The following is a 21,778-nucleotide window of genomic DNA, read 5'->3' as shown; positions in this document are numbered from 1 at the left end:
TTTATGTACCAAGTACATAGTCAAAAACGATTAATGAAGCATAGTCTACAAACTATTGTTCTAAATCACCATGATTTTTTAATAAACAGCCATTTTAATATCACCGTCAGAATGATACTGACGGTATATGTATCAACGATCTTTCAAAGGAATAAAAGGCATAAGTTCGCCAATGTTTTTATAGGCAGGACGTATAATTCGACGATCATCAAAATTAAGTTCTTCAATGCGATGAGCACACCATCCAACGATTCGCGACATAGCAAATAATGGCGTGTAAACTTCTTTTGGTAACCCAATCATGTCATAAACAAAACCTGAATAAAAATCGACATTAGCACAGACTTGTTTTTTAGTTCTGGCATTTTTACGATTAACTATTGCATGAATCGCACGTTCCTCAAGTAAGTTTAGAAAGTTAAATTCTTTTTCTCGGCCTTTTTCTTGAGCAAGTTTATGGGCCATCTCTTTTAGCAACATGGCTCTTGGGTCTGATACGGTATAAACAGCATGACCAATACCATAAATTAACCCTTTTCGATCAAACACTTCTTTATCTAAAATACGTTGTAGATATGCATCAATTTCATCTGCATCAGTCCAATTTTTAATCTCTTCGGCAAGATGTTTAAGCATTTTTCCTACTTGCAAATTAGCCCCACCATGCAATGGACCTTTCAATGATCCTATACCTGCAGCAATAGATGAGTAAGTATCGGTACCCGTAGAACTCGTTACGCGAACGGTAAAAGTTGAATTATTCCCGCCACCATGTTCAGCATGAATAATCATGGCTAAATCAAGTACTCTTACATCAAGTTCTGTGTATCGACCGGATCCTTTCATCATATAGAGAAAATTTTCTGCAATTGAAAAATCTTCGTGTGGATGGCGGATATGCAGTGATTTACCTTTAGCACTATGACTTAACATATTGTAAGCATAAGCAATAATTGCTGGGAATTTAGCAATTAAATCGATGGATTGACGCATTAAATTATCACGTGAGGTATCATCAGGTTCAGGATCATAAGTATACATTTCAAGAACAGTTCTAGCCAAAATGTTCATCACATCATGGCCTTCAAGTTCCATTATGGCAATCTTAGTTTGTTTTTCTAACGCCATCGACTCACAGAGTAAACGTGAAAAATCTCGTAATTCTTCTTTATCGGGTAAGTAACCAGATAATAATAAATAGATAGTTTCTTCAAACCCTGTTCGTCGCTCTTGTTGAGCATTATGAACCAGCTCTTCAATATCAATTCCTCGGTATAATAATTTACCGGCAATTGGTTTTAGAGAACCATTTTCTAAGCGTTCATAGCCTAATACATCACCAATTTTGGTTAATCCAACTAATACACCAGTATGATCTGCATTACGTAATCCACGTTTTACATTAAATTGTTCGAATAACTGCGATTCAATTTTACTAGTATTTTTAATGGTTTCCGATAATTTATAAACCAAGAACTTTTCTTTCATTAACCATCCCCTTTGAATTATAAATTATCGATAACTGCTTGAGTAAATTCAGTTGTTGATAATGATTGTCCATTTTGCATAAAGCGTGCTAAATCAGTTGTTGCTTTACCTAATTGAAACAAATTTTCCATCGCATTAGTGATTAATTGTCCTACTTCATGCCAACCTAAGTATTCAAACATCATCACTCCTGACAATATAAGTGATGATGGATTGGCTTGATTTTGACCTGCTATATCAGGTGCGGTACCATGTGTTGCTTCAAATATAGCATGTCCGGTTAAATAATTAATATTAGCACCTGGCGCAATACCAATACCACCAACCATGGCAGCCAGCTGATCCGATACATAATCACCATTGAGATTTAATGTTGCAACAACAGAATAGTCCTCAGGTTTTAATAATGTATTTTGTAAAAATGCATCACAAATAACATCTTTAATAATTAATTTAGAGTTTGCTTTAGCGGTTTGTAATGCTTGTTCTGCTGCTGCTTTACTTTGGGCCTTCTGAATTTTTGCATATTGATTCATGGTGAAAACTACGTCAGCAAATTCTCTTTCCGCAAGTTCATAACCCCATTGCTTAAATCCACCTTCGGTAAATTTCATAATATTACCTTTATGAACAAGGGTCACAGACGGTAATTTATGTTGTAATGCATACTTGATTGCTGAGCGTATTAGGCGTTCAGATCCCTCAATTGAGACAGGTTTCACTCCAAAAGCTGAGGTTTTAGGGAACCTAACTTTAGTTACTTTCATTTGTTCAGATAAAAAATGATAAAACTTTTCAGCATCATCAGAACCTTGTTGCCATTCAATACCGGCGTATATATCTTCGGTATTTTCACGAAAAATGGTCATGTTTACTTTTTCAGGATGCTTTATTGGTGATTCAACACCTTTGAACCAACGGACAGGGCGCAAACAAACATAAAGATCTAATTCTTGTCGCAATGCAACATTTAGTGAGCGAATCCCTCCGCCAACAGGTGTCATTAATGGTCCTTTGATACCGATAAGATAATTTTTGAAGGCACTCATGGTCTCTTCAGGTAGCCATGATCCATTTAAATTAAACGACTTCTCACCAGCAAGTACTTCTTTCCATTGAATACTACGCTTACCTTGATAAGCTTTTTCAACTGCTTTATCAAAAATAGCTCGAGCAGCGTGCCAAATCTCTTTACCCACACCATCACCTTCAATAAAAGGAATCGTTGGATGATTTGGTACAACTAATTGTCCATTTTCAATTGAAACTTGCTGATTCATATTGTCTATTCCTCTTATTTTACTTAACTTCTTCTTTTAACTTATTCAATGCACTACCTGCCTTGAACCATTCAATTTGTGCTTGATTGTAAGTATGCGAAACGGCGAAAGACTCTTTACTACCATCACGATGATGAAGGGTTAATGTTAGATTTTTTCCCGGAGCAAAATTACTGAGTCCTGTAATGCTAATTTGATCATCTTCACGAATTTTGTCATAGTCATCTTTATTGACAAAGGTTAAAGCAAGCATACCTTGTTTTTTTAGATTGGTTTCATGAATACGAGCAAACGATTTAACCACAATGGCTTTAACGTTTAAAAAACGTGGTTCCATTGCAGCATGTTCTCTTGATGAACCTTCACCATAATTCTCTTCAGCAACAACTATTGACCCGATTCCTTGTGATTTTAATTTACGTGCTAATGCAGGTACCTCAACATAATCTCCCGTTTGAGCATCCAACACACAGTTCGTTTTTTGATTAAAGGCATTAACCGCACCTATTAGCATATTATTTGAAATATTATCTAGATGACCACGAAATTTTAGCCACTTACCAGCCATTGAAATATGGTCTGTGGTACATTTACCAGTTGCTTTAATCAATAGTGGTTGCGAAATAATATCTTTACCATCCCAAGGAGTGAAAGGTAAAAGCTGTTGTAGTCGATCTGAATGAGGATCGATACGAACTTCAACTGCACTACCATCAGCTATTGGCCCAATATACCCAGCATCATCAACCGCAAATCCTTGTTTTGGCAACTCATCACCGAGTGGCTCAGGAAGTTTCACTTTTTCACCTTTAACATTAATGAGATGGTCAGTAAGTGGGTTAAAGCTTAATTTACCTGCAATTGATAATGCCACTACAATTTCTGGGGAACAAACAAACGCATAAGTGTTTGGGCTACCATCATTACGTTTAGCAAAATTACGATTGAACGAGGTGACAATCGAATTTTTGTGTTCATCGGCAACTTCATCACGACGCCATTGCCCAATGCAAGGGCCACATGCGTTAGCCATAATAGCAGCACCTGCTTGTTCAAAACGACTTAAAATGCCATCACGTTTAGAAGTATATTTAACTTGCTCTGAGCCAGGATTGATAATTAATTTTGCATTTACTTTTAAGCCTAATTTATTAGCACTATCAATAACTGAAGCTGCGCGCATCATATCTTCATAAGAAGAATTAGTACATGATCCAATAAGTCCAACTTCCATATTGTCTGGATAATCGTGTTCTTTAACGGCAGAAGCAAGCTCTGAAATAGGATAAGCTAAGTCAGGTGTGAATGGACCATTCACATAAGGTTCTAAGGTCGATAAATTAATTTCAATAACTTGGTCATAATAATTTTCAGGTTGCTTTAAAATTTCTTTATCAGGATTGAAACAATCTGCCAATGTATTAGCTAAATCCACTACTTCTTGACGACCAGTCATGGCAAGATAATCAGCAGATTTTTTACTGTAAGGGAAGATTGAGGTTGTTGCGCCAACTTCAGCTCCCATATTACAAATTGTTGCTTTACCAGTGGCTGATAACGACTCAGTACCTTCTCCAAAATATTCAATAATTGAATTAGTACCACCTTTAACGGTTAAAATACCAGCTAGTTTTAAAATGACATCTTTTGGTGATGACCAGCCAGATAATTTTCCAATTAGCTTTACACCAATAATTTTTGGCATTTTTAGTTCCCATGGCATACCCGCCATCACGTCAACAGCATCAGCGCCACCAACACCAATGGCAATCATGGATAGGCCACCTGCATTAGGGGTGTGCGAATCGGTACCGATCATCATACCACCAGGAAAGGCATAATTTTCAAGCACTACTTGGTGAATGATTCCTGCATCAGGTTTCCAAAATCCGATGCCATATTTGTTCGAAACATCACGTAAAAATTGATAAACTTCATGGTTATTACTTTCAGCAATGATGAGATCATCATGGGCATTTTTATAAGCTTGAATAAGGTGATCACAATGGACTGTTGAAGGTACCGCAACTCGTTTACGACCAGAATTCATTAATTGTAATAGTGCCATTTGTGCCGTTGCATCTTGCATAGCGACACGATCTGGGGAAAAATTTACATAATCTTCCCCTCTTTTATAAGCTTTAAGCTCTTCACCTTCAGCAAGATGGGCATAAAGGATTTTTTCCGTCAAGGTTAATGGTTTTCCAATTTTCTGGCGAATAAGATCAATTTTTTGCGGGTAATGTTGATAAATATCTTTTATTAAATCAATATCGAAAACCATAATTAAGCTCCCATTGCTTATATTATAATATCCTTTAGAGCCTTACTCACAATCAGGATGATTGAATATTTATTCTTTTTTTATGATTAAATATTCAGACAATATAGCATTATTTTTGTTTTATGCAATCTTGCAGCAATACTTATTGTTAACTTTGATTAAAAACAATAAATTTAGATGTCATCGTTAACAGGAATTCTATACTAGCGAAATATTAAATATTATGCACATTAAAGAAAATTCAAAATTAGTAAATCCCATAAGTAAAAATAATGTAAAAAAAGTTGAGGAACGGGGTTTTTTAAGTCATTAAAATCGCGCCAACGCATTGTTTACTTACATTATTAAACTATGTTACATTGTTTTCCCGAATAATATTTACACTTTTTTTCATGAATCAAATAAAAAATACGTCACCATTAAAAACTGGTGGATTTTTAAATACAATAGAACGAATTGGAAACAAAATTCCTGATGTTACAACTCTTTTCTTTTATGCATTAATAATTTGTCTGGTTGCTTCATTATTACTTTCTTTTGTCAGCTTTAATTATATTAATCCAGTAACGCAAGAAAAACTGGCAGTAGTGAATATGTTAGCACCCAACCAATTAGTTACCTTTTTTACAAAACTTGTATCAAATTTTGTCTCATTTCCACCTCTTGGAATTACCATTGTAGCTACATTGGGTATTGGTATTGCTGAAAGCAGTGGCTATATTCATGTTCTGCTCAAAAAGTTATTAGCTATCACACCTAAAAAACTGGTTACTCCTTCAGTCATTTTTGTCAGTATGGTTTGTCATATCGCGTCAGACTCTGCTTATGTAATTTTAATGCCTGTGTCAGCAATGATGTTTTATGCAACAGGGCGTCACCCATTAGCGGGGATTGCTGCTGCATTTGCAGGATTAGCTGGAGGTTTTAGTTCAAGCTATACCCCGTCAATTATTGATCCAATAATGCAAGGCTTTACACAAAGCGCCGCTCAAATTATTGACCCAACATATCAAGTCAATGTTCTTTGTAATTACTTTTTAAGTTTTGGTGGTACTTTCTTTGTATTGATAGCCTGCTGGTTTGTTACAGATAAGATTGTTGAGCCTCGCTTAAATGCCACGATGCCTTTAAACAATGATATTCAATTAGATAACATTGCTGATTCTCCTGAGATTTCACCAATTGAAAATAAAGCATTTAAAATTGCATCAGCTGTTTTTTTAATTATTGCTGTCGGCTTAGTATTGGTTTTATTACCAGAAGATTCTTTATTACGCGCACCCGACGGTAGTATGACGAGTAACAAAGCACCAATCATGCAAATTATTGTGCCGTTGTTATTTGTATTTTTTGCAATACCAGGCTTAATTCATGGCTTTATCACTGGCGCATTTAAATCATCGCGAGATATCGTCAAATCAATGGAAAATATTACTAAGTCACTTATTCCATTTATTGTTTTTGCTTTCTTTTGTGCGCAATTTTTATATGTATTTTCAAACTCACAAATTGGTACCTTAATTGCTATTGGTGGAGCTGAGTTTTTAAAAGCATTACATTTGCCATCAGTTGTTACTATTTTTGGCGTAATAATTCTAACTAGTCTGCTTAATGTGTTAATCACTTCAGCCTCTTCCAAATGGGCTATTTTAGCGCCGATTTTTGTTCCGATGCTTATGTCTGTGGGGATCTCGCCAGAATTAACCCAAGCAGCTTATCGTATCAGTTCAGCAGTTAATGTTAGCACGCCTATGTTTGCTTTTTATCCTTTGATCATTGCTTATTGTCAGCAGTATTGTAAAAACACTGGTGTGGGTACTTTGAGTTCGATGATGATCCCATATACGGCTGCTCTCTTAATTGCTTTGACAATAAATTTATTACTGTTTTGGTTTTTAGGTCTTCCTATCGGTTTTGATAGTGGTTATGTCTATCCTCCAATAACTAGTTAATCGCAGATAAGGATTTTAATCATGAATATTACCGAACAATTAGTTAAACGATTTTTACGTTATGTAAGTATTCCAAGCCAAAGCAAAGCTGGCTCGGCAGTTGTGCCCTCTACTCCAGGACAAACTAATTTAGCAAAACAACTTGAACAAGAGTTAATTGATTTGAAGTTACAAGATGTTCACCTTGATGAACATAGTATTGTGACAGCCAAATTAACCGGTAACCAACCTAATGCGCCAAAAATTGGCTTTGTTGCGCATCTTGATACTGTAGATGTCGCACTGTCAGAGAAGATTAATCCACAAAGGGTGACTTTTACTGGTGAAGATATCTTATTAAATAAAGACAAAGATATTTGGTTTAAGGTGGCAGAACATCCAGAGTTGAAGAAGTATCTCAATGAAGAGCTGCTCGTTACAGATGGTACCAGTGTTTTAGGCGCTGATAATAAAGCAGCAATTGCAATTGTCATGACCATGTTAGATCAGTTGCAACAGCAAAATTGCCTACATGGTGATATTTATGTTGCTTTCGTGCCAGATGAAGAAGTTGGGTTAAATGGCGCCAAAAAACTGGATCTGCAACGTTTTAAACCTGATTTTGCTTATACCATTGACTGCTGTGAATTGGGTGAAGTCGTTTATGAAACATTCAATGCTGGCTCGGTTACGTTTGAAATTGAGGGTGTATCTGCTCATCCTATGTCAGCAAAAAATGTCTTAATCAATCCAATTCGCATAGCGAATGATATTATTAACTGTTTTGATAGCTTTGAAACACCTGAACATACCGAAGGTAAAGAAGGATATTTTTGGTTTAATGATATTATTGGTAACCAAAGCACAACTACATTAAAAATGAGCATTCGTGATTTTGATTTAACTCGATATGAAGCTCGTAAAACTTACATTCAAGATGTGGTTAGTTTTATCAGTCGTAAATATCCTAAAGCAAAAATTGAATGTCAAATTACTGATATCTATAGCAATATTGCTAATTATTTAGGTGATGATCGTCGTTGTATTGATTTGATTTACCAATCATTTGAATTATTGGGTATTAAACCAAATACTATTGCCATGCGTGGAGGAACAGATGGTTCAGCACTATCAGCAAGAGGACTCACCACGCCAAACTATTTTACTGGCGCACATAACTTCCATTCTTGTTTTGAGTTTTTACCATTATCATCATTCTTGAAATCATTCGAAGTCACGATGAAAATTATTGAATTAGCGGCGAAAGTTTAGATTAATAAAAGAGGGAATACTATTCCCTCTTAAAAGTATTCATTGAGGAGTATAATTTATAACTTGCAGTTAATAAAAGGCCCTCAAGTACCATACATACTACTTGAGCGCCAATACTCTTTATCAAATAAATTAGTGTTCGACTTAGATTGAATAGCGCTAATTTGTTTAAGAATCTATCTTATTTTAACTACGGTCTATTAAAATTGGCTAAGCTGATTAATCGATAAATTTATTAGCTTTCTAAGTTTGATTAAGTGAATTTAAAATTTGAGAGGAAATGGTGGGTCGTGAGCGATTCGAACGCTCGACAAACGGATTAAAAGTCCGCTGCTCTACCGACTGAGCTAACAACCCATTTTGATAGAATTACTTTCTGCTTTATTACTTATCGCTTCAAGCAATTTCGGGTTGCTATAATACTTATAATTATAAGGCGGTGCAACCCTTTTATTGCTATTTTTATTCAATAGCTGGTTATTTATACACTTTATTATAACGATGCTATTTTTTTATTTGCTAGATCAACTGTCTTTTTATCTTTAGGGTATTTATTTACGACTTGTTGAAATACAGTTTTGGCATTCTTTTTATCACCTTTATCAAGTAAAATTAAACCCACTTTGTAAAGGCTATCTGCTGCTTTTGGAGAAGATGGAAAATCTTTTACTACTGTTGCATAATAAAATGATGCATTATCTTTTTTTCCTTTTTTATAACAAAGTTGACCAAGCCAATAATTGACATTTGCACGGTAACTTGTCTTTGGGTAGGCTTTTAGATAATTTTGAAAGGCTATAATTACGTCATCACTCTGTTTGTCATCATTAATATATTGCATGACGTAATTATAATCCGCTTTATCATCACCTGAAGTAGACCATCCAGATAAACCTGAAGATGATGATGGCGATGCCCCAGCATCAGTGCTTGATGTTGAATCAGAACTGTCACCTTGGGTTTCATCATTTGGATTTGATGAAAATCCTGTCCCATTAGTCATTTGCTGTAATATCATTTTTTGGCGTTCAATTGTTTGGTTAAGTTGATGCTTAGTTTCTTCCAATTGACCACGAAGTGTATCTACATCAGATTGTAGATCATTAATTTTTTGTTGATTCTGGATTATCAACTGTCCTTGTGCTTGTATTGTTCTATCCACATCAGAACTACCAGCAGCACAACCATATCCAGCAAATAATAAAAATAAGGACAATGTGAGTATTTTTTTATACATATTATATAAACTCGACGTGAACTTAAACATAAAAAACGGCTGATAAATCAGCCGTCATAAGATGGGATTAATATCCAGCGTAAGTAATTACTGCACGACGGTTTTTAGCATAAGCTGCTTCGTTGTGACCTAATACTGCTGGTTTTTCTTTACCATAAGAAACGATTGAAAGTTGTTCACCAGAAACACCGTTACTTTGTAAGTAAGATTTAACTGCTGCTGCACGACGTTCACCTAACGCGATATTGTATTCTGGAGTACCACGTTCATCGGCATGACCTTCAATAACAACATTTAAGAATGAATTTGCACGCATAAAGATTGAATGTGCATTTAATAATGTTGAATATTCTGATTTAACATTGTATTTATCATAATCAAAATAAACTGTATTGATTTGTTGTAATTTTTGTAATTGAGCTAGAGCTTCTTTAGATAAAGAACCGTTACCTGCTTTGCTGCTGCTGTTTGAAGAACATGCTGTCACAGCAATTAATGGTAAAGCAACTGCAGCTACCTTAAGAAATTTAGAAAATTGCATTGAATTAACTCCTTTGTGTTTAAATAAATTATTATTTATATTTTGTATACTTCTAACCAACTTCAAAGTAACACCTGTTACCAACTAGAAAGATTAGAAGTATATATTATAACGACCTTCACATTTACACAATTTTAATAATTATATTATTGCTTAAAATTTAGTCGTTCCTCATAAATAAGGTGACCACGATGGGAATTTTACTTGTCCATCAGTCGCTGGTAACCTTGCTTTAAAATTACCATCAGTTGAAACAAGATTTAAAATTGTACCTAAACCTTGCGATGAACTGTAGATAATCATAGTGCCATTTGGAGCAATACTCGGTGTTTCATCTAAAAACGTATCAGTTAATCGTTGATAAGTATTCGTTTCTAGATCATATCGAGTAATATGTTGCTCACCATTATTAGTAGAAATCACAGCAATAAACTTACCATCAGGAGATACGCGAGCATTTTGATTCTGCGTATTATCCCAAGTTATACGTTGTGATGCTCCACTATTAATGTTAATTGAATATAGTTGAGGACGTCCCGCCTGATCAGATGTATAAACTATAGTTTCATTATCAGGCATCCATGAAGGTTCAGTGTCATTACTGCGGCTAGAGGTAATTTGTGTAATTTTCTTAGTTCTTAAATTCATCATATATAAATTTAAGCTACCCCCTTTTGATAAGGCAAAAGCTAATTTGCTACCATCTGGTGAAAATGCTGGTGCACCATTATGCTGTGGAAAAGATGCAATAGTTTCAACTGCACCACTTTCTAATGTTTTTAACACTAATGCAGAACGACCACTTTCAAAAGTTACATAGGCTATTTTTTTGCCATCAGGTGACCATGTTGGTGACATTAATGGTTCTTTTGAACGGTGTACGGTGACTTGATCAAATCCGTCATAGTCAGATACACGTAATTCATGTGTGTAAGGACCCTTACTATTTTTAACGACGTAGGCAATACGTGTTCTAAAAGCACCCTTGATACCAGTTAACGCTTCAAAGATTTCATCACTTGCAGTATGGGCTGCATAACGCAACCAACGTTGTTCAATAGGAAACTGATTTTCAACTAAGACAGCGCCAGGACGTTCAACTGTATCAACTAATTGATAGGTGATAAGATATTTTCCTGATGCATCAGGTTGGATTGTTCCGACGACAACGGCAGAAATACCAATATTGCTCCAAACACTAGGATTGACTTCAGAAGCGGTAGTTGGTTTTTGCGGCATTGCTGCCACATCAATCGGATTAAATTTACCACTATTGCGTAAATCAGAAGCAATAATATTATCCACAACTTGTGGAGGTTCACCACTACCTGTCCATTTAAATGGTATGACCGCAATTGGTTTAGCAGAACTTACGCCATCAGTGATTATAATTCTAACTTCAGCAGTAGCTATCATTGTATATAAAAAAACAAAACAAGCTATCAAAAAGCGAGAAGCAAATTTGATCATCTTAAATTCCTTAATCAAAAAGAAATATATTTAAGTTAAAATAAGTATAACAACCGTATTTAAATACAAAAAGATAAAACCTTTTAACAATTAATAAAATGTTATTAAATGGTATCACTCTTTACAAAATATAAATATCAGCGTGAAAGATAGCCGAAATTGCGTAACAAGTCCATAGCTATTTGAGTAAAAAAGATTTTTCTATATAAATTATTTATTATTCTTATATTCGCAATTACTGTCGCTTATTTACTATACTATTCTGATTTGGGTGGAGTTAAAAGTAGTCACCAAAGATTTTTATTTAAATCAAATATAATCAGGCTAAAGATATTAAAGAATGATCAATAAGAATAAATTTTCAAATTTGCTATTTTTGGCATTTTTCACAATAGAATGTATTGCGTTGGCCTATTCGATGAGACTTTATGTCAGATTTACAAATTAAACACTTTTCGCCTTCTCTACCATATACTTGGAGCTTTTGTACAAAATAACCAGGTTTACCATCAGATTGAACAAAGTCTTTAAGTGTAGTACCACCTTGTTCTATAGATTTGGTGAGCACTTGTTTAATTGCTGTGACTAATCGTTCAAATTCTTCTAAAGTTAAACTATTTACTTTCCGGTGCGGATTAATTTTTGCCATAAACAATGATTCTGAAGCATAAATATTACCAACACCAACCACAATATGGTTGTCCATGATCCAGCTTTTTATAGGAATATTTCGATTAGTCGCTTTTTCGAAAAGATAGTTTGCTGAAAACTCCTCGCTTAGAGGTTCTAATCCTAAATGCTTCAATTGTTTAAGATCATCAATAGAATTAGTCCAAAGCCACGACCCAAAACGCCTTGGGTCGGTATAACGTAATGTCACACCATTTTCTAATACCAAATCAACATGATCATGTTTATCTGGTTTTTGGTTTGATTTTACTATGCGTAAGCTACCAGACATACCTAAATGAATTACAATCCAATTTTGCGTCAACTGTAATAATAAATATTTAGCACGTCTTTTGATATCTATGATTATTTGACCTTGAGCATCGGAAATAGCCACATCAATAGGCCAACGAAGCTTGGGTTGTCGAACAACAACTTGTTTGATAATTTGGCCTTTTAAATAAGGTAAAATACCACGCCGACTAGTTTCTACTTCTGGTAATTCAGGCATTTAATAATCTCATTTAATTATTGAACATGTCAGTAACCCAGCTAGGAGCCGATTGATTTGTCTCAGTTTGAGAACTAACAGCACATAAACTTTGCGGATTGACCGTCCATGCAGGTAAAGTCCTTACTCCTCCTCCATCGCACTGCCATTGGCCACTACTATCAATAGGTACCATAAAGATATTTTGTGGTACTGAAAGTTGTAATTTTTTCGGTGGATTATTTTGTAAGTATTCACTATATATTTTTAATGCACCTGTAGCGCCTGTTAATTTCATAGGTGAATGATCATCAAGCCCTATCCAAATGACTGCAACATTTTTTCCATCAATACCAGTAAACCAACTATCACGCGAATCATTACTTGTTCCAGTCTTGGCAGCTAAATTGAATGATCCATATTTAGCTTTCAATGAACGTGATGTTCCTGATTCAACGACTTGTTGCATAGCGTAAGTGGTTAAATAAGCCGATTGCTGAGAAACCGCTTGAATTTGTTGCGGGTAATTTTGATAAACTAGTTCACCTTTATCAGTTAATACATACCGTAGTATTGTGAGCGGTGCACGTTGGCCATTATTGGAAATAGTTTGGAACATTTGTGCTGTTTCTAATGGTGTTAACTCTAGAGCACCTAATAAGCGAGAAGGCAAATTAGGGATACGATCTTCAGGTACCCCCAATGCTTGTAAAGTCGTTTTAGTTGCGTCTAAACCTAATGACATACCTAAGTTAACTGTAGGTACGTTAAGTGAAAGAGCTAATGCATCAATTAACATCACTTTATCGCGAAATTTCCGATCAAAATTCTTCGGTTGCCAATAACCGCCGTTATCAAGTTTGATTGATAGTGGGTTGTCGTTTAACCAAGTATTAAGCTGATAACGTTCTGGCTGACCTAATGCAGTTAAGTAGGTTGACGGTTTTGCCAGTGAACCAATTGCTCGTCTAGTTAACCACGCTCTGTTATAACCAGGGTAACGTGGCTCAGCGCTACCAATAATAGAACGGATTTCACCTGTCTCACGGCTAACAATAACCATTGCTGTTTGTAATTCTTTATTAGTCGATTTACGTAATGTTTCTATTTCATCCGTAACCGATTGTTCTGCTGCAGCCTGAGCAACTGGGTCGAATGTGGTGAAAATTTTCATTCCTGACAGATGGTCTGCTTTATCACCCAACTGTTTTCTCAGCTCACTACGGACAACTTGCATAAATGCTGGTTGCGGTGATATCACACCACCTTTTGGTAAGACTGAAAGTGGGCGTTGGCTGAGTAAATTATATAATTCCTCATCAATAATTCCTTGTTGCTCAGCAAGTTTTAATACAACATTACGACGTTCAATTACTTGTTGTGGTTGAGTCCAAGGATTATAGTACGAAGCACCTTTTACCATACCTACTAATACAGCTTGCTGATCTAATGTCAATTCATTAACTGGTCGACCAAAATAGTAAAGGCTTGCTAATGGGAAGCCATGAATTTCTTCACTACCAGCTTGACCTAAATAAACTTCATTTAAGTAAAGTTCTAAAATACGTTCTTTACTATATCGAGCATCTAAAATGATAGCCATATAGGCTTCACGTATTTTACGACTGATACTTCTCTCATTCGTTAAAAAGAGGTTTTTAACCGTTTGTTGTGTTAGTGTGCTTCCACCTTCAGTACGACCTGTTGTTAAATTAACATATATAGCTCGACCAATGGAATATAAACTTACACCATGGTGGTCATAAAAACGTTTATCTTCAGTTGCAACTAAGGTTTTTATTAACGAGTCAGAAAATTCTCTTAAAGGCACAAAAAGCCGTTGTTCACCATTTGGGGAATGCATCATCGTTATTAATTTAGGATCAATCTTAAGTAAGCCAAAATCACGACCTGTGTCTAAATTAGATATGCGATCTATCCTGTTTTCATAGAAAGTAATTTTGACACGAAAAGCTTTTTCTTCACCATCAGGAAATGTAAATGGACGACGGTAAATTTCAACAGCACCATTTTGAACAATAAATTCACCTGGTCGAGTAGCTTTACTATCTTGCTGACGATATTGTGCACCTTTTAGCAAAGTAACAACATCACTAAGACTATAATCACTATCTGGTTCAAGGTCGACTATCTGTCCATAGACAGCCGCAGGTAATTCCCAAACATTACCATCTATACGTTCTTTAATTTGTTGATCTAAATAAATCCCATAAACGACAGTTACAGCAACAAAGATAAGACATAATTTGAAAAGCAACGACCAAAGTCGACGCCACAATGATTTCTTATTTTTTTTTGAAGCCTTTTTAGTCGATTTCTTTTTAGTTGGTCTGTTCAAACTGCACCCAATATTAAGATTAAATAAAATTAACTTATAATAACATAACTTTTTAATGAAGCATTGAGCTTCTTATCAATAAGATATTTTAGTTTAAATAATATAGTTGAATATATAAAATCAATTAAAAACTAAGTTGTGGCTGAATATTTTTAACTTTTTCTATAAATGCTTTTTTAGACTTACCGGTTAAACCTTCATTAATCGGTAAACTTGCTGTTAATGGATTAACAGGTTTATTATTGATATGTAATTCAAAATGCAAATGTGGTCCAGTAGAACGCCCAGTATTACCAGATAAACCAATTTTGTCACCCTGTTTAACTTGTTGGCCTGGTTTCACTAAAATTTTGTCTAAATGCATGTATGCCGTCATATATTGCCTACCATGGCGTATAGCGACATAGTTACCTGCTGAGCCGCTGTATTTCGCAATAACAACTTCTCCATTTCCTACAGATAATACTGGCGTTCCTCTAGATACTGCAAAATCAACACCATTATGTGGTGTAACAACGCCTGTAACTGGATGTAACCGACGCGGATTAAAACCTGATGATACGCGAGCTTTTTTAGCTAAAGGATATCGGAAAAAACTTTGAGATAAACTACCTGCATTAATATCATAGTATTTACCATCATCAGCTAGAATCGCATAATAATCTTTAGACCCATTTTTAATGCGAACACCAAGTAATTTACTATTTGATAAACGATTTCCATGCATTTCACGAGATAAGTATACCACGAATTTATCGCCTACTTTTAAACGTCGAAAATCCAAACGCCACTGCAATGCACGTGTAATAATTCCAATCTCATTACTCGTTAAACCAGCTTTACGCGCATCAGCTACAAAACTGGATTTCAGCTCACCTTTAATAACATTATTTTGTGAGACACCTTCTACTGTTTCAGTACTTTCTATAAATTGATTGCCTGACTTTTCAAAAATTCGGACATTATTAGTTGATATTGTCCAGTTAAAAGTGAGCAAATTGTGATTATCATCGGTCGTCCAACTAACCTGCTGTCCAATTCTCAAATTGGCTAGTTGTTTATACTTACCTGTTAACTGTGCAATATCATTTTTATTTACATTATAACGATTCAAAATATCGTGTAATGTATCACCACGTGATATGGTATATTGCACTGTGTTATCTTTTTCTTCAGCAAGATCATCTAATTCGTCTTTAGCTATATCATCTTCAGGCACATCAGACGACTCTGTAACATTGTCAGTTTTAGACTTATCACTAAGCATATCAATTCGCCCATCGCCAATAACAACTGAAGACGAAGGCGTATCTGTAACTGTAGTTTGAGCTTGAGAATTTAGAGGGACGTACACTGTGCGATCTAAATTTAAAGGTCGCCACAATATAGTTACAAAAATAACAACAACAAGGGCTCCTAATACTGAAAAATAGGGAATTTTGAATTTATTTTTTGCAATATTAGGGGATTTAATCTGCTGTGCCAAAATTAACCTTAACTATCTTATAATCTAAACTATTTTTTATCTAAACAATCCAACAGCTCCTGAGTTAATGTTAATAAAAAGTGTGAATAGGCACCTTTTTCGACAATGATACCTGTCCCTAATGGATTTAATTCACCAATTTTAACATTTGTACCATTTACTAACTTCTTTATAACTGCAGGGCTAAACTGTGGCTCTCTAAAAACACAGACTGCTTGATGTTCCGCTAGCTTTTTTTGAATTGCATAGACAGTTTGAACGCCAGGCTGTACTGCTGGGTTTATGGTAAAACTTCCTAGATTTTTTAATCCGAACTGTGATTCAAAGTACCCATATGCATCATGAAACACAAAATACCCTCTATTTTGTACGCTAATTAGTTTTTTTGCAATGTTTTGTTCTGTTTCTGATAGATTTGTAATGAATTCGTTCAGATTTGCATCAAGCAATTGCACTTTATTAGGATACAGTTCTATAAGCTTATCATGGATTGATTTTGCAATAATTTTAGCAATTTTTGGCGAAAGCCATATATGTTCATCATATTCACCATGATGATGGTCATTATCATCATGAGGTATTTCTTCATCGTGATGATTGGTTCTAAGCAAACTCTTAATTTCGGGAACATCCATTAATTCTATCTGCTTGTGTTCATCAACATTTTTTAAAACAGTTGGCATAAAAACTTCCATATCTTCACCAACCCAAATTATTAAATCAGCATTCTTAATTTTAGCCAAATCGGAGGGTTTCAATGAATAAGTATGAGGAGATGCGCCATCCGGCAATAATATATCTGTATTTGTTACACCTGATGCAATTGCTTCAGTAATAAAACCTATCGGCCTTACTGAGGAAATTACAGTGGCATTAACACTATTTGTTAATCCAATAACGATTAGCGTAAGTTGAGCAAGAAAACGTAGAACTTGTCTGATGTTTTTAGTTAAATTTTTCACTTTGTCATCCAATATTTATAAAATATGATGGAATAAAACCACATTATTGTTATAATATAACATAACATATTGATCGGCAAGGACTATCGATATCATGACACAATTAATGGCTCTAAATAATATTTCGGTTAAAATAAATCAACAAAAAATATTATATGATGTTTCATTGACGATTAACTTAAGCCAAATTATTACGATTCTAGGTCCAAATGGTGCAGGAAAATCAACACTCGTCAAAGTTATTTTAGGATTAATTTCACCTACAACAGGCACCATTGAACGTGCTTCTGATTTGACTATCGGTTATGTTCCTCAATCAATAAATTTGAATCCAACTTTACCTATAACCGTCAAACGGTTTATGCAGCTAAATAAACAATTAAGTTATGATGATATCATCCAAACATTATCTTTAGTAAAAGCTCAATACCTGATTGATCGATCTATGCATCAATTATCAGGCGGGGAGTTACAGCGAGTGCTACTTGCTCAAGCATTAGCAAAACGCCCAAAACTACTTATTTTAGATGAGCCTACACAAGGTGTAGATGTAAATGGGCAAGTGCTATTGTATGATTTAATTATTGATGCTAAAACGAAGTTTAGTTGTGGTGTTGTAATGGTTTCACATGATTTACATTTAGTTATGGCAAAAACAGATGAAGTAATTTGTTTAAACCATCATATCTGTTGTTCAGGAACACCAGCTAGTGTCTCAAACGATCCAGAATTTGTTTCTTTATTTGGACCTCACGGCGCATCACAAATCGCTTTATATAAGCACCATCACAATAATGATTGTTGCCAGCATCACAATGATCATAATCGAAAAATTATATTACCTGATTCAAGAGGAACAAAATAATGATTGAGTTACTCTTACCCTCTTTACTTGCAGGTTTATGCTTATCGTGTTTAACAGGTCCATTGGGTACATTTGTTGTTTGGCGAAGAATGTCTTATTTTGGAGATACGTTATCCCATGCAGCATTATTAGGTGTTGCCTTTGGCTTCCTTTTTGATATCAATCTATTCTATGCCATCGTTTTAGTGACACTGATATTAGCTATCGGGCTGTTATGGTTAGAATCTCAAAAACAACTACCTGTTGATACATTACTGGGTATTTTAGCTCATAGCGCTCTTTCACTTGGTTTAGTTGTGATAAGTTTAATGAATAGTATACGCATTGATTTGATGGGTTATCTATTTGGTGATCTTTTATCTATAACAATGTTTGATGTTTATCAGATTTTAATTTGTGTAGTAATAATTGGAATTCTGTTGATATGGCGTTGGAATCAATTTTTATTTATCACTGTTAGTGAGGAACTAGCATTTAGCCATGGTATTAATGTTCCACTAACAAAATTTATGCTTACAATACTTTTAGCATTAACAATTGGTATTGCTATGAAATTTGTTGGAGCTTTAATTATTACTGCACTATTAATCATTCCTGCTGCTACAGCTAAATATTATGCTAAAAACCCAGAATCAATGGCATTTTTTGCAATATTAATTGGGATGCTATCTATTTTGGGTGGGATTCTGTTTTCATCAATTTATGATACTCCAACAGGTCCTTCTGTTGTATTAAGTAATACTTGTTTATTTTTTATATCATTATTTATTTCTAAATTCTTTTTAAGAACTAAAAATTAAAATATCAGTAAAATTAGAAAATTTATTGCGAGAGAACACGCATTTTTAGTTCTCTATTTGTTCACATTATTTAATTACTAATAAAGTGCTAAAAATCAGAAACTAATGAAGACAAAACTATGTCTCTCGCAATTATTTATACAAGAGCCTCTATTGGAATACAAGCACCTCAAATTAATGTTGAAGTACATATTAGTAATGGATTACCAGGTTTCGTTCTGGTTGGTCTTCCAGAAGCAACGGTTAAAGAATCTAAAGACCGAGTTAGAAGCGCTATTATTAATAGTGGCTTTACATTTCCAGCAAAAAAAATAACTGTTAATTTATCTCCAGCAGATCTTCCTAAAGAAGGTAGTCGCTTTGATTTGCCTATAGCTATCGCTATTCTTGCAGCAACCGAACAAATACCTAACGATAATCTAACTAAATATGAATTTTTAGGTGAATTAGCCTTATCTGGGGAGATTAAGGCAGTAAAAGGTGCTATTCCTGCTGCTATATCATCTAAAAAAAATAATCGTACATTGATTATTTCTAGAGAAAATCAATCTGAAATATCATTAATCCATCATAATAATACGTTAATTACGCATAATTTATTAGAACTATGCCAATATCTATACAATGAAATTAATTTACCTACTGTTGAATACAGAGAATACAAAGATGATGATGAGCAAATAATTAACCTACAAGATATAATTGGTCAAGAACATGCTAAAAGAGCCTTAGAAATTGCCGCTGCAGGTGGACATAATCTATTGTTAATTGGTCCACCAGGTACCGGTAAAACGATGCTAGCCACTCGGTTAACTTCATTATTACCATCATTATCAGATGATGAAGCACTTGAAAGTGCAGCAATCACCAGTCTTGTTAGCACTAATGGTTCTATTCGAAATTGGCGTAAAAGGCCATTTAGAGCCCCGCATCATAGTGCATCAGCAGCAGCTTTAGTTGGTGGCGGCTCAATTCCTAAACCAGGAGAAATTTCATTAGCCCATAATGGAGTGTTATTTTTAGATGAATTACCAGAATTTAACCGTAAAGTATTAGATGCCTTAAGAGAACCCATTGAGTCAGGAGAAATAGTTATATCTAGGGCAAATGCAAAAATAAAATTTCCAGCAAAGTTTCAACTCATTGCCGCCATGAACCCTAGCCCTACGGGTCATTATCATGGAACTCATAATAGGACAACACCACAACAAATTATACGTTACTTAAATCGACTTTCTGGCCCATTTTTAGATCGTTTTGATATATCAATTGAAGTACCATTACTACCTAAAGGTACACTAAGTCAAAAAGTTAGTGTAACTGAACCAACTGATAAAGTGAAAAAAAGAGTTATGGATGCTAGAAAAATTCAAATGATAAGAAATAAAAAGTTAAATAGTCAATTATCACCAAAAGAAATTCAAATTCATTGTTTGTTAACTGATGAAGATAATGAGTACTTAGAACAGGCTTTAATTAAATTAGGACTTTCTGCTCGAGCTTGGCATAGAATATTAAAAGTATCTCGGACTATCGCCGACTTAGATTGTTCAAAGAACATAGAACGAAAACATATTTCAGAAGCACTGAGTTATCGTTCTATGGATAGATTATTAATTCAAATGCACAAAAATATTGGCTAATAAATTAATCATCACTATCGACAAAGTCATCACTCACGTCAACTTGAGGTTTTCCACCTGATAACGTGTGAAAACGTTTTGGTTTGTTAATTTTAGAAAGGTACTTTATCCATGTTTTTTCATAATCTGTAACTGGTTCCTTTTTCCCTTTACAAACTGCAACAAAAGATTTCTCTTCTGATGTAGTTGGCTTTTTAGTTTCTGCATCGAGATCTCTAAAAGCACAACCATATTTTTCTAAGATCTGTGCTTCTTTGATAGTAAAATCGCCATGACGAGAAAATCCTCTTGGATAATTCTTATTATCAAAAAAACGTTGTTGACTTACAAAACTTTCAGCCATGTTATATCCTCTAGATTATAAAAGTTGTTGGGCGGGAATTATAATTGACAAAGTTAATCTGTAAACAAAATTTTTTTATTTATATAAATAAAATTGAATGAATGACTAAAATTAGAACAAATCTATTATTTTTATGGCAGGGGCGGAGAGTCTCGAACTCCCAACACCCGGTTTTGGAGACCGGTGCTCTACCAATTGAACTACGCCCCTAGATAAGGTGGCGGAACGGACGGGGCTCGAACCCGCGACCCCCTGCGTGACAGGCAGGTATTCTAACCAACTGAACTACCGCTCCACCGTATTTTTTGGTGTGTTTATAAATTAAAAGTCTGGCGGCACCCTACTCTCACATGGGTAATACCCACACTACCATCGGCACTACGGCGTTTCACTTCTGAGTTCGGCATGGGGTCAGGTGGGACCACCGCGCTATTACCGCCAGACATATTCTGTCTTCTCTTTTTCAACTGATGATGATTATCACATATCTTCACCAATCGCTCAATCCGGAACAAACTGTTTTATTAATCTTTAACCATCTTTCGATGATTTCTTACTCTCAACTTCGCGTATCCAAAACAACTCCGAGTTGTAAGGTTAAGACTCTCGGTTCATTAGTATCAGTTAGCTCAATGTATCACTACACTTACACACCTGA

At 34.9% G+C, this 21,778-nt stretch carries 16 protein-coding genes, 3 tRNA genes and 1 rRNA gene; 5 read left to right on the top strand and 15 right to left on the bottom strand.

Features of this window, described 5'->3' with window-relative positions; genetic code table 11:
* Nucleotides 1-132 precede the first annotated feature (132 nt).
* From J3U27_RS00100 to J3U27_RS00090, 3 genes are read right to left on the bottom strand one after another with little or no spacing between them, the layout of a single operon-like run.
* Entirely contained in the window at nucleotides 133-1,488 is a 1,356-nt protein-coding gene (locus J3U27_RS00100) for a citrate/2-methylcitrate synthase (protein ID WP_267376489.1), read from the bottom strand.
* A gap of 17 nt (nucleotides 1,489-1,505) precedes the next feature.
* On the bottom strand, nucleotides 1,506-2,768 hold the full coding sequence (icd, locus tag J3U27_RS00095) for an NADP-dependent isocitrate dehydrogenase (RefSeq protein ID WP_267376487.1): 1,263 nt from the start codon (nucleotides 2,766-2,768) through the stop codon (nucleotides 1,506-1,508).
* A gap of 19 nt (nucleotides 2,769-2,787) precedes the next feature.
* The gene (locus tag J3U27_RS00090; protein WP_267376484.1) at nucleotides 2,788-5,052 is read right to left on the bottom strand and encodes an aconitate hydratase; all 2,265 of its coding nucleotides are present in this window, start codon (nucleotides 5,050-5,052) and stop codon (nucleotides 2,788-2,790) included.
* 392 nt (nucleotides 5,053-5,444) lie between these two features.
* Here J3U27_RS00090 and J3U27_RS00085 point away from each other — a divergent pair, with 392 nt between their 5' ends.
* Together J3U27_RS00085 and pepT are read left to right on the top strand one after the other, a co-directional pair.
* Nucleotides 5,445-7,004, top strand: a complete 1,560-nt coding sequence (locus J3U27_RS00085; RefSeq protein WP_065735161.1) for an AbgT family transporter — start codon at nucleotides 5,445-5,447, stop codon at nucleotides 7,002-7,004.
* A gap of 21 nt (nucleotides 7,005-7,025) precedes the next feature.
* On the top strand, nucleotides 7,026-8,255 hold the full coding sequence (gene pepT, locus J3U27_RS00080; RefSeq protein WP_267376481.1) for a peptidase T: 1,230 nt from the start codon (nucleotides 7,026-7,028) through the stop codon (nucleotides 8,253-8,255).
* 281 nt (nucleotides 8,256-8,536) lie between these two features.
* Here the strand turns inward: pepT and J3U27_RS00075 are convergent.
* From J3U27_RS00075 to znuA, 8 genes are all read right to left on the bottom strand, one after another.
* Nucleotides 8,537-8,612 (bottom strand) — tRNA-Lys (locus tag J3U27_RS00075).
* Between the two features lie 136 nt (nucleotides 8,613-8,748).
* A complete protein-coding gene (ybgF, locus tag J3U27_RS00070; protein WP_065735159.1) occupies nucleotides 8,749-9,492 on the bottom strand; it encodes a tol-pal system protein YbgF in 744 nt (247 codons plus the stop codon).
* Between the two features lie 67 nt (nucleotides 9,493-9,559).
* The gene (gene pal / locus J3U27_RS00065; protein WP_065562447.1) at nucleotides 9,560-10,033 is read right to left on the bottom strand and encodes a peptidoglycan-associated lipoprotein Pal; all 474 of its coding nucleotides are present in this window, start codon (nucleotides 10,031-10,033) and stop codon (nucleotides 9,560-9,562) included.
* Nucleotides 10,034-10,204: 171 nt separating this feature from the next.
* Nucleotides 10,205-11,500 carry a Tol-Pal system beta propeller repeat protein TolB gene (tolB, locus tag J3U27_RS00060; protein ID WP_065735188.1) on the bottom strand — a complete coding sequence of 432 codons (1,296 nt, stop codon included), beginning with the start codon at nucleotides 11,498-11,500 and terminating at the stop codon, nucleotides 10,205-10,207.
* Between the two features lie 373 nt (nucleotides 11,501-11,873).
* Nucleotides 11,874-12,683 carry a bifunctional DNA-formamidopyrimidine glycosylase/DNA-(apurinic or apyrimidinic site) lyase gene (mutM, locus tag J3U27_RS00055; protein WP_267338147.1) on the bottom strand — a complete coding sequence of 270 codons (810 nt, stop codon included), beginning with the start codon at nucleotides 12,681-12,683 and terminating at the stop codon, nucleotides 11,874-11,876.
* A gap of 13 nt (nucleotides 12,684-12,696) precedes the next feature.
* Nucleotides 12,697-15,021 carry a bifunctional glycosyl transferase/transpeptidase gene (gene mrcB, locus J3U27_RS00050; RefSeq protein ID WP_065735157.1) on the bottom strand — a complete coding sequence of 775 codons (2,325 nt, stop codon included), beginning with the start codon at nucleotides 15,019-15,021 and terminating at the stop codon, nucleotides 12,697-12,699.
* 124 nt (nucleotides 15,022-15,145) lie between these two features.
* Nucleotides 15,146-16,507, bottom strand: coding sequence for a murein DD-endopeptidase MepM (gene mepM / locus J3U27_RS00045; RefSeq protein WP_267329985.1), 1,362 nt, complete (start codon nucleotides 16,505-16,507; stop codon nucleotides 15,146-15,148).
* Between the two features lie 29 nt (nucleotides 16,508-16,536).
* Nucleotides 16,537-17,469: a zinc ABC transporter substrate-binding protein ZnuA gene (gene znuA, locus J3U27_RS00040; RefSeq protein ID WP_267376477.1), complete on the bottom strand. Its 933-nt coding sequence runs from the start codon at nucleotides 17,467-17,469 to the stop codon at nucleotides 16,537-16,539.
* A 94-nt stretch (nucleotides 17,470-17,563) separates the two neighbouring features.
* Between znuA and znuC the strand changes: the two genes are divergently transcribed.
* From znuC to J3U27_RS00025, 3 genes are all read left to right on the top strand, one after another.
* Nucleotides 17,564-18,334, top strand: a complete 771-nt coding sequence (znuC, locus tag J3U27_RS00035; protein ID WP_267376475.1) for a zinc ABC transporter ATP-binding protein ZnuC — start codon at nucleotides 17,564-17,566, stop codon at nucleotides 18,332-18,334.
* On the top strand, nucleotides 18,334-19,134 hold the full coding sequence (gene znuB / locus J3U27_RS00030; RefSeq protein ID WP_267336655.1) for a zinc ABC transporter permease subunit ZnuB: 801 nt from the start codon (nucleotides 18,334-18,336) through the stop codon (nucleotides 19,132-19,134). Before znuC ends, znuB begins: the two co-directional genes overlap by 1 nt.
* Nucleotides 19,135-19,253: 119 nt before the next feature.
* On the top strand, nucleotides 19,254-20,777 hold the full coding sequence (locus J3U27_RS00025; RefSeq protein WP_267376473.1) for a YifB family Mg chelatase-like AAA ATPase: 1,524 nt from the start codon (nucleotides 19,254-19,256) through the stop codon (nucleotides 20,775-20,777).
* 4 nt (nucleotides 20,778-20,781) lie between these two features.
* Here J3U27_RS00025 and J3U27_RS00020 read toward each other — a convergent pair whose 3' ends face one another.
* The 4 genes from J3U27_RS00020 to rrf all read right to left on the bottom strand — a co-directional run bounded on the left by J3U27_RS00020 (nucleotide 20,782) and on the right by rrf (nucleotide 21,563).
* Entirely contained in the window at nucleotides 20,782-21,120 is a 339-nt protein-coding gene (locus J3U27_RS00020) for a DUF413 domain-containing protein (RefSeq protein ID WP_065562455.1), read from the bottom strand.
* Between the two features lie 134 nt (nucleotides 21,121-21,254).
* Nucleotides 21,255-21,330 (bottom strand) — tRNA-Trp (locus J3U27_RS00015).
* A gap of 8 nt (nucleotides 21,331-21,338) precedes the next feature.
* Nucleotides 21,339-21,415, bottom strand: a tRNA-Asp gene (locus J3U27_RS00010).
* Between the two features lie 32 nt (nucleotides 21,416-21,447).
* Nucleotides 21,448-21,563, bottom strand: a 5S ribosomal RNA gene (gene rrf / locus J3U27_RS00005).
* Between the last annotated feature and the right edge of the window lie 215 nt (nucleotides 21,564-21,778).

The sequence above is a fragment of the Gilliamella sp. B2911 genome (genome assembly GCF_026536965.1).
GTDB lineage: Bacteria > Pseudomonadota > Gammaproteobacteria > Enterobacterales > Orbaceae > Gilliamella > Gilliamella apicola_E.
This window is presented reverse-complemented; position numbering and strand designations above follow the sequence as displayed.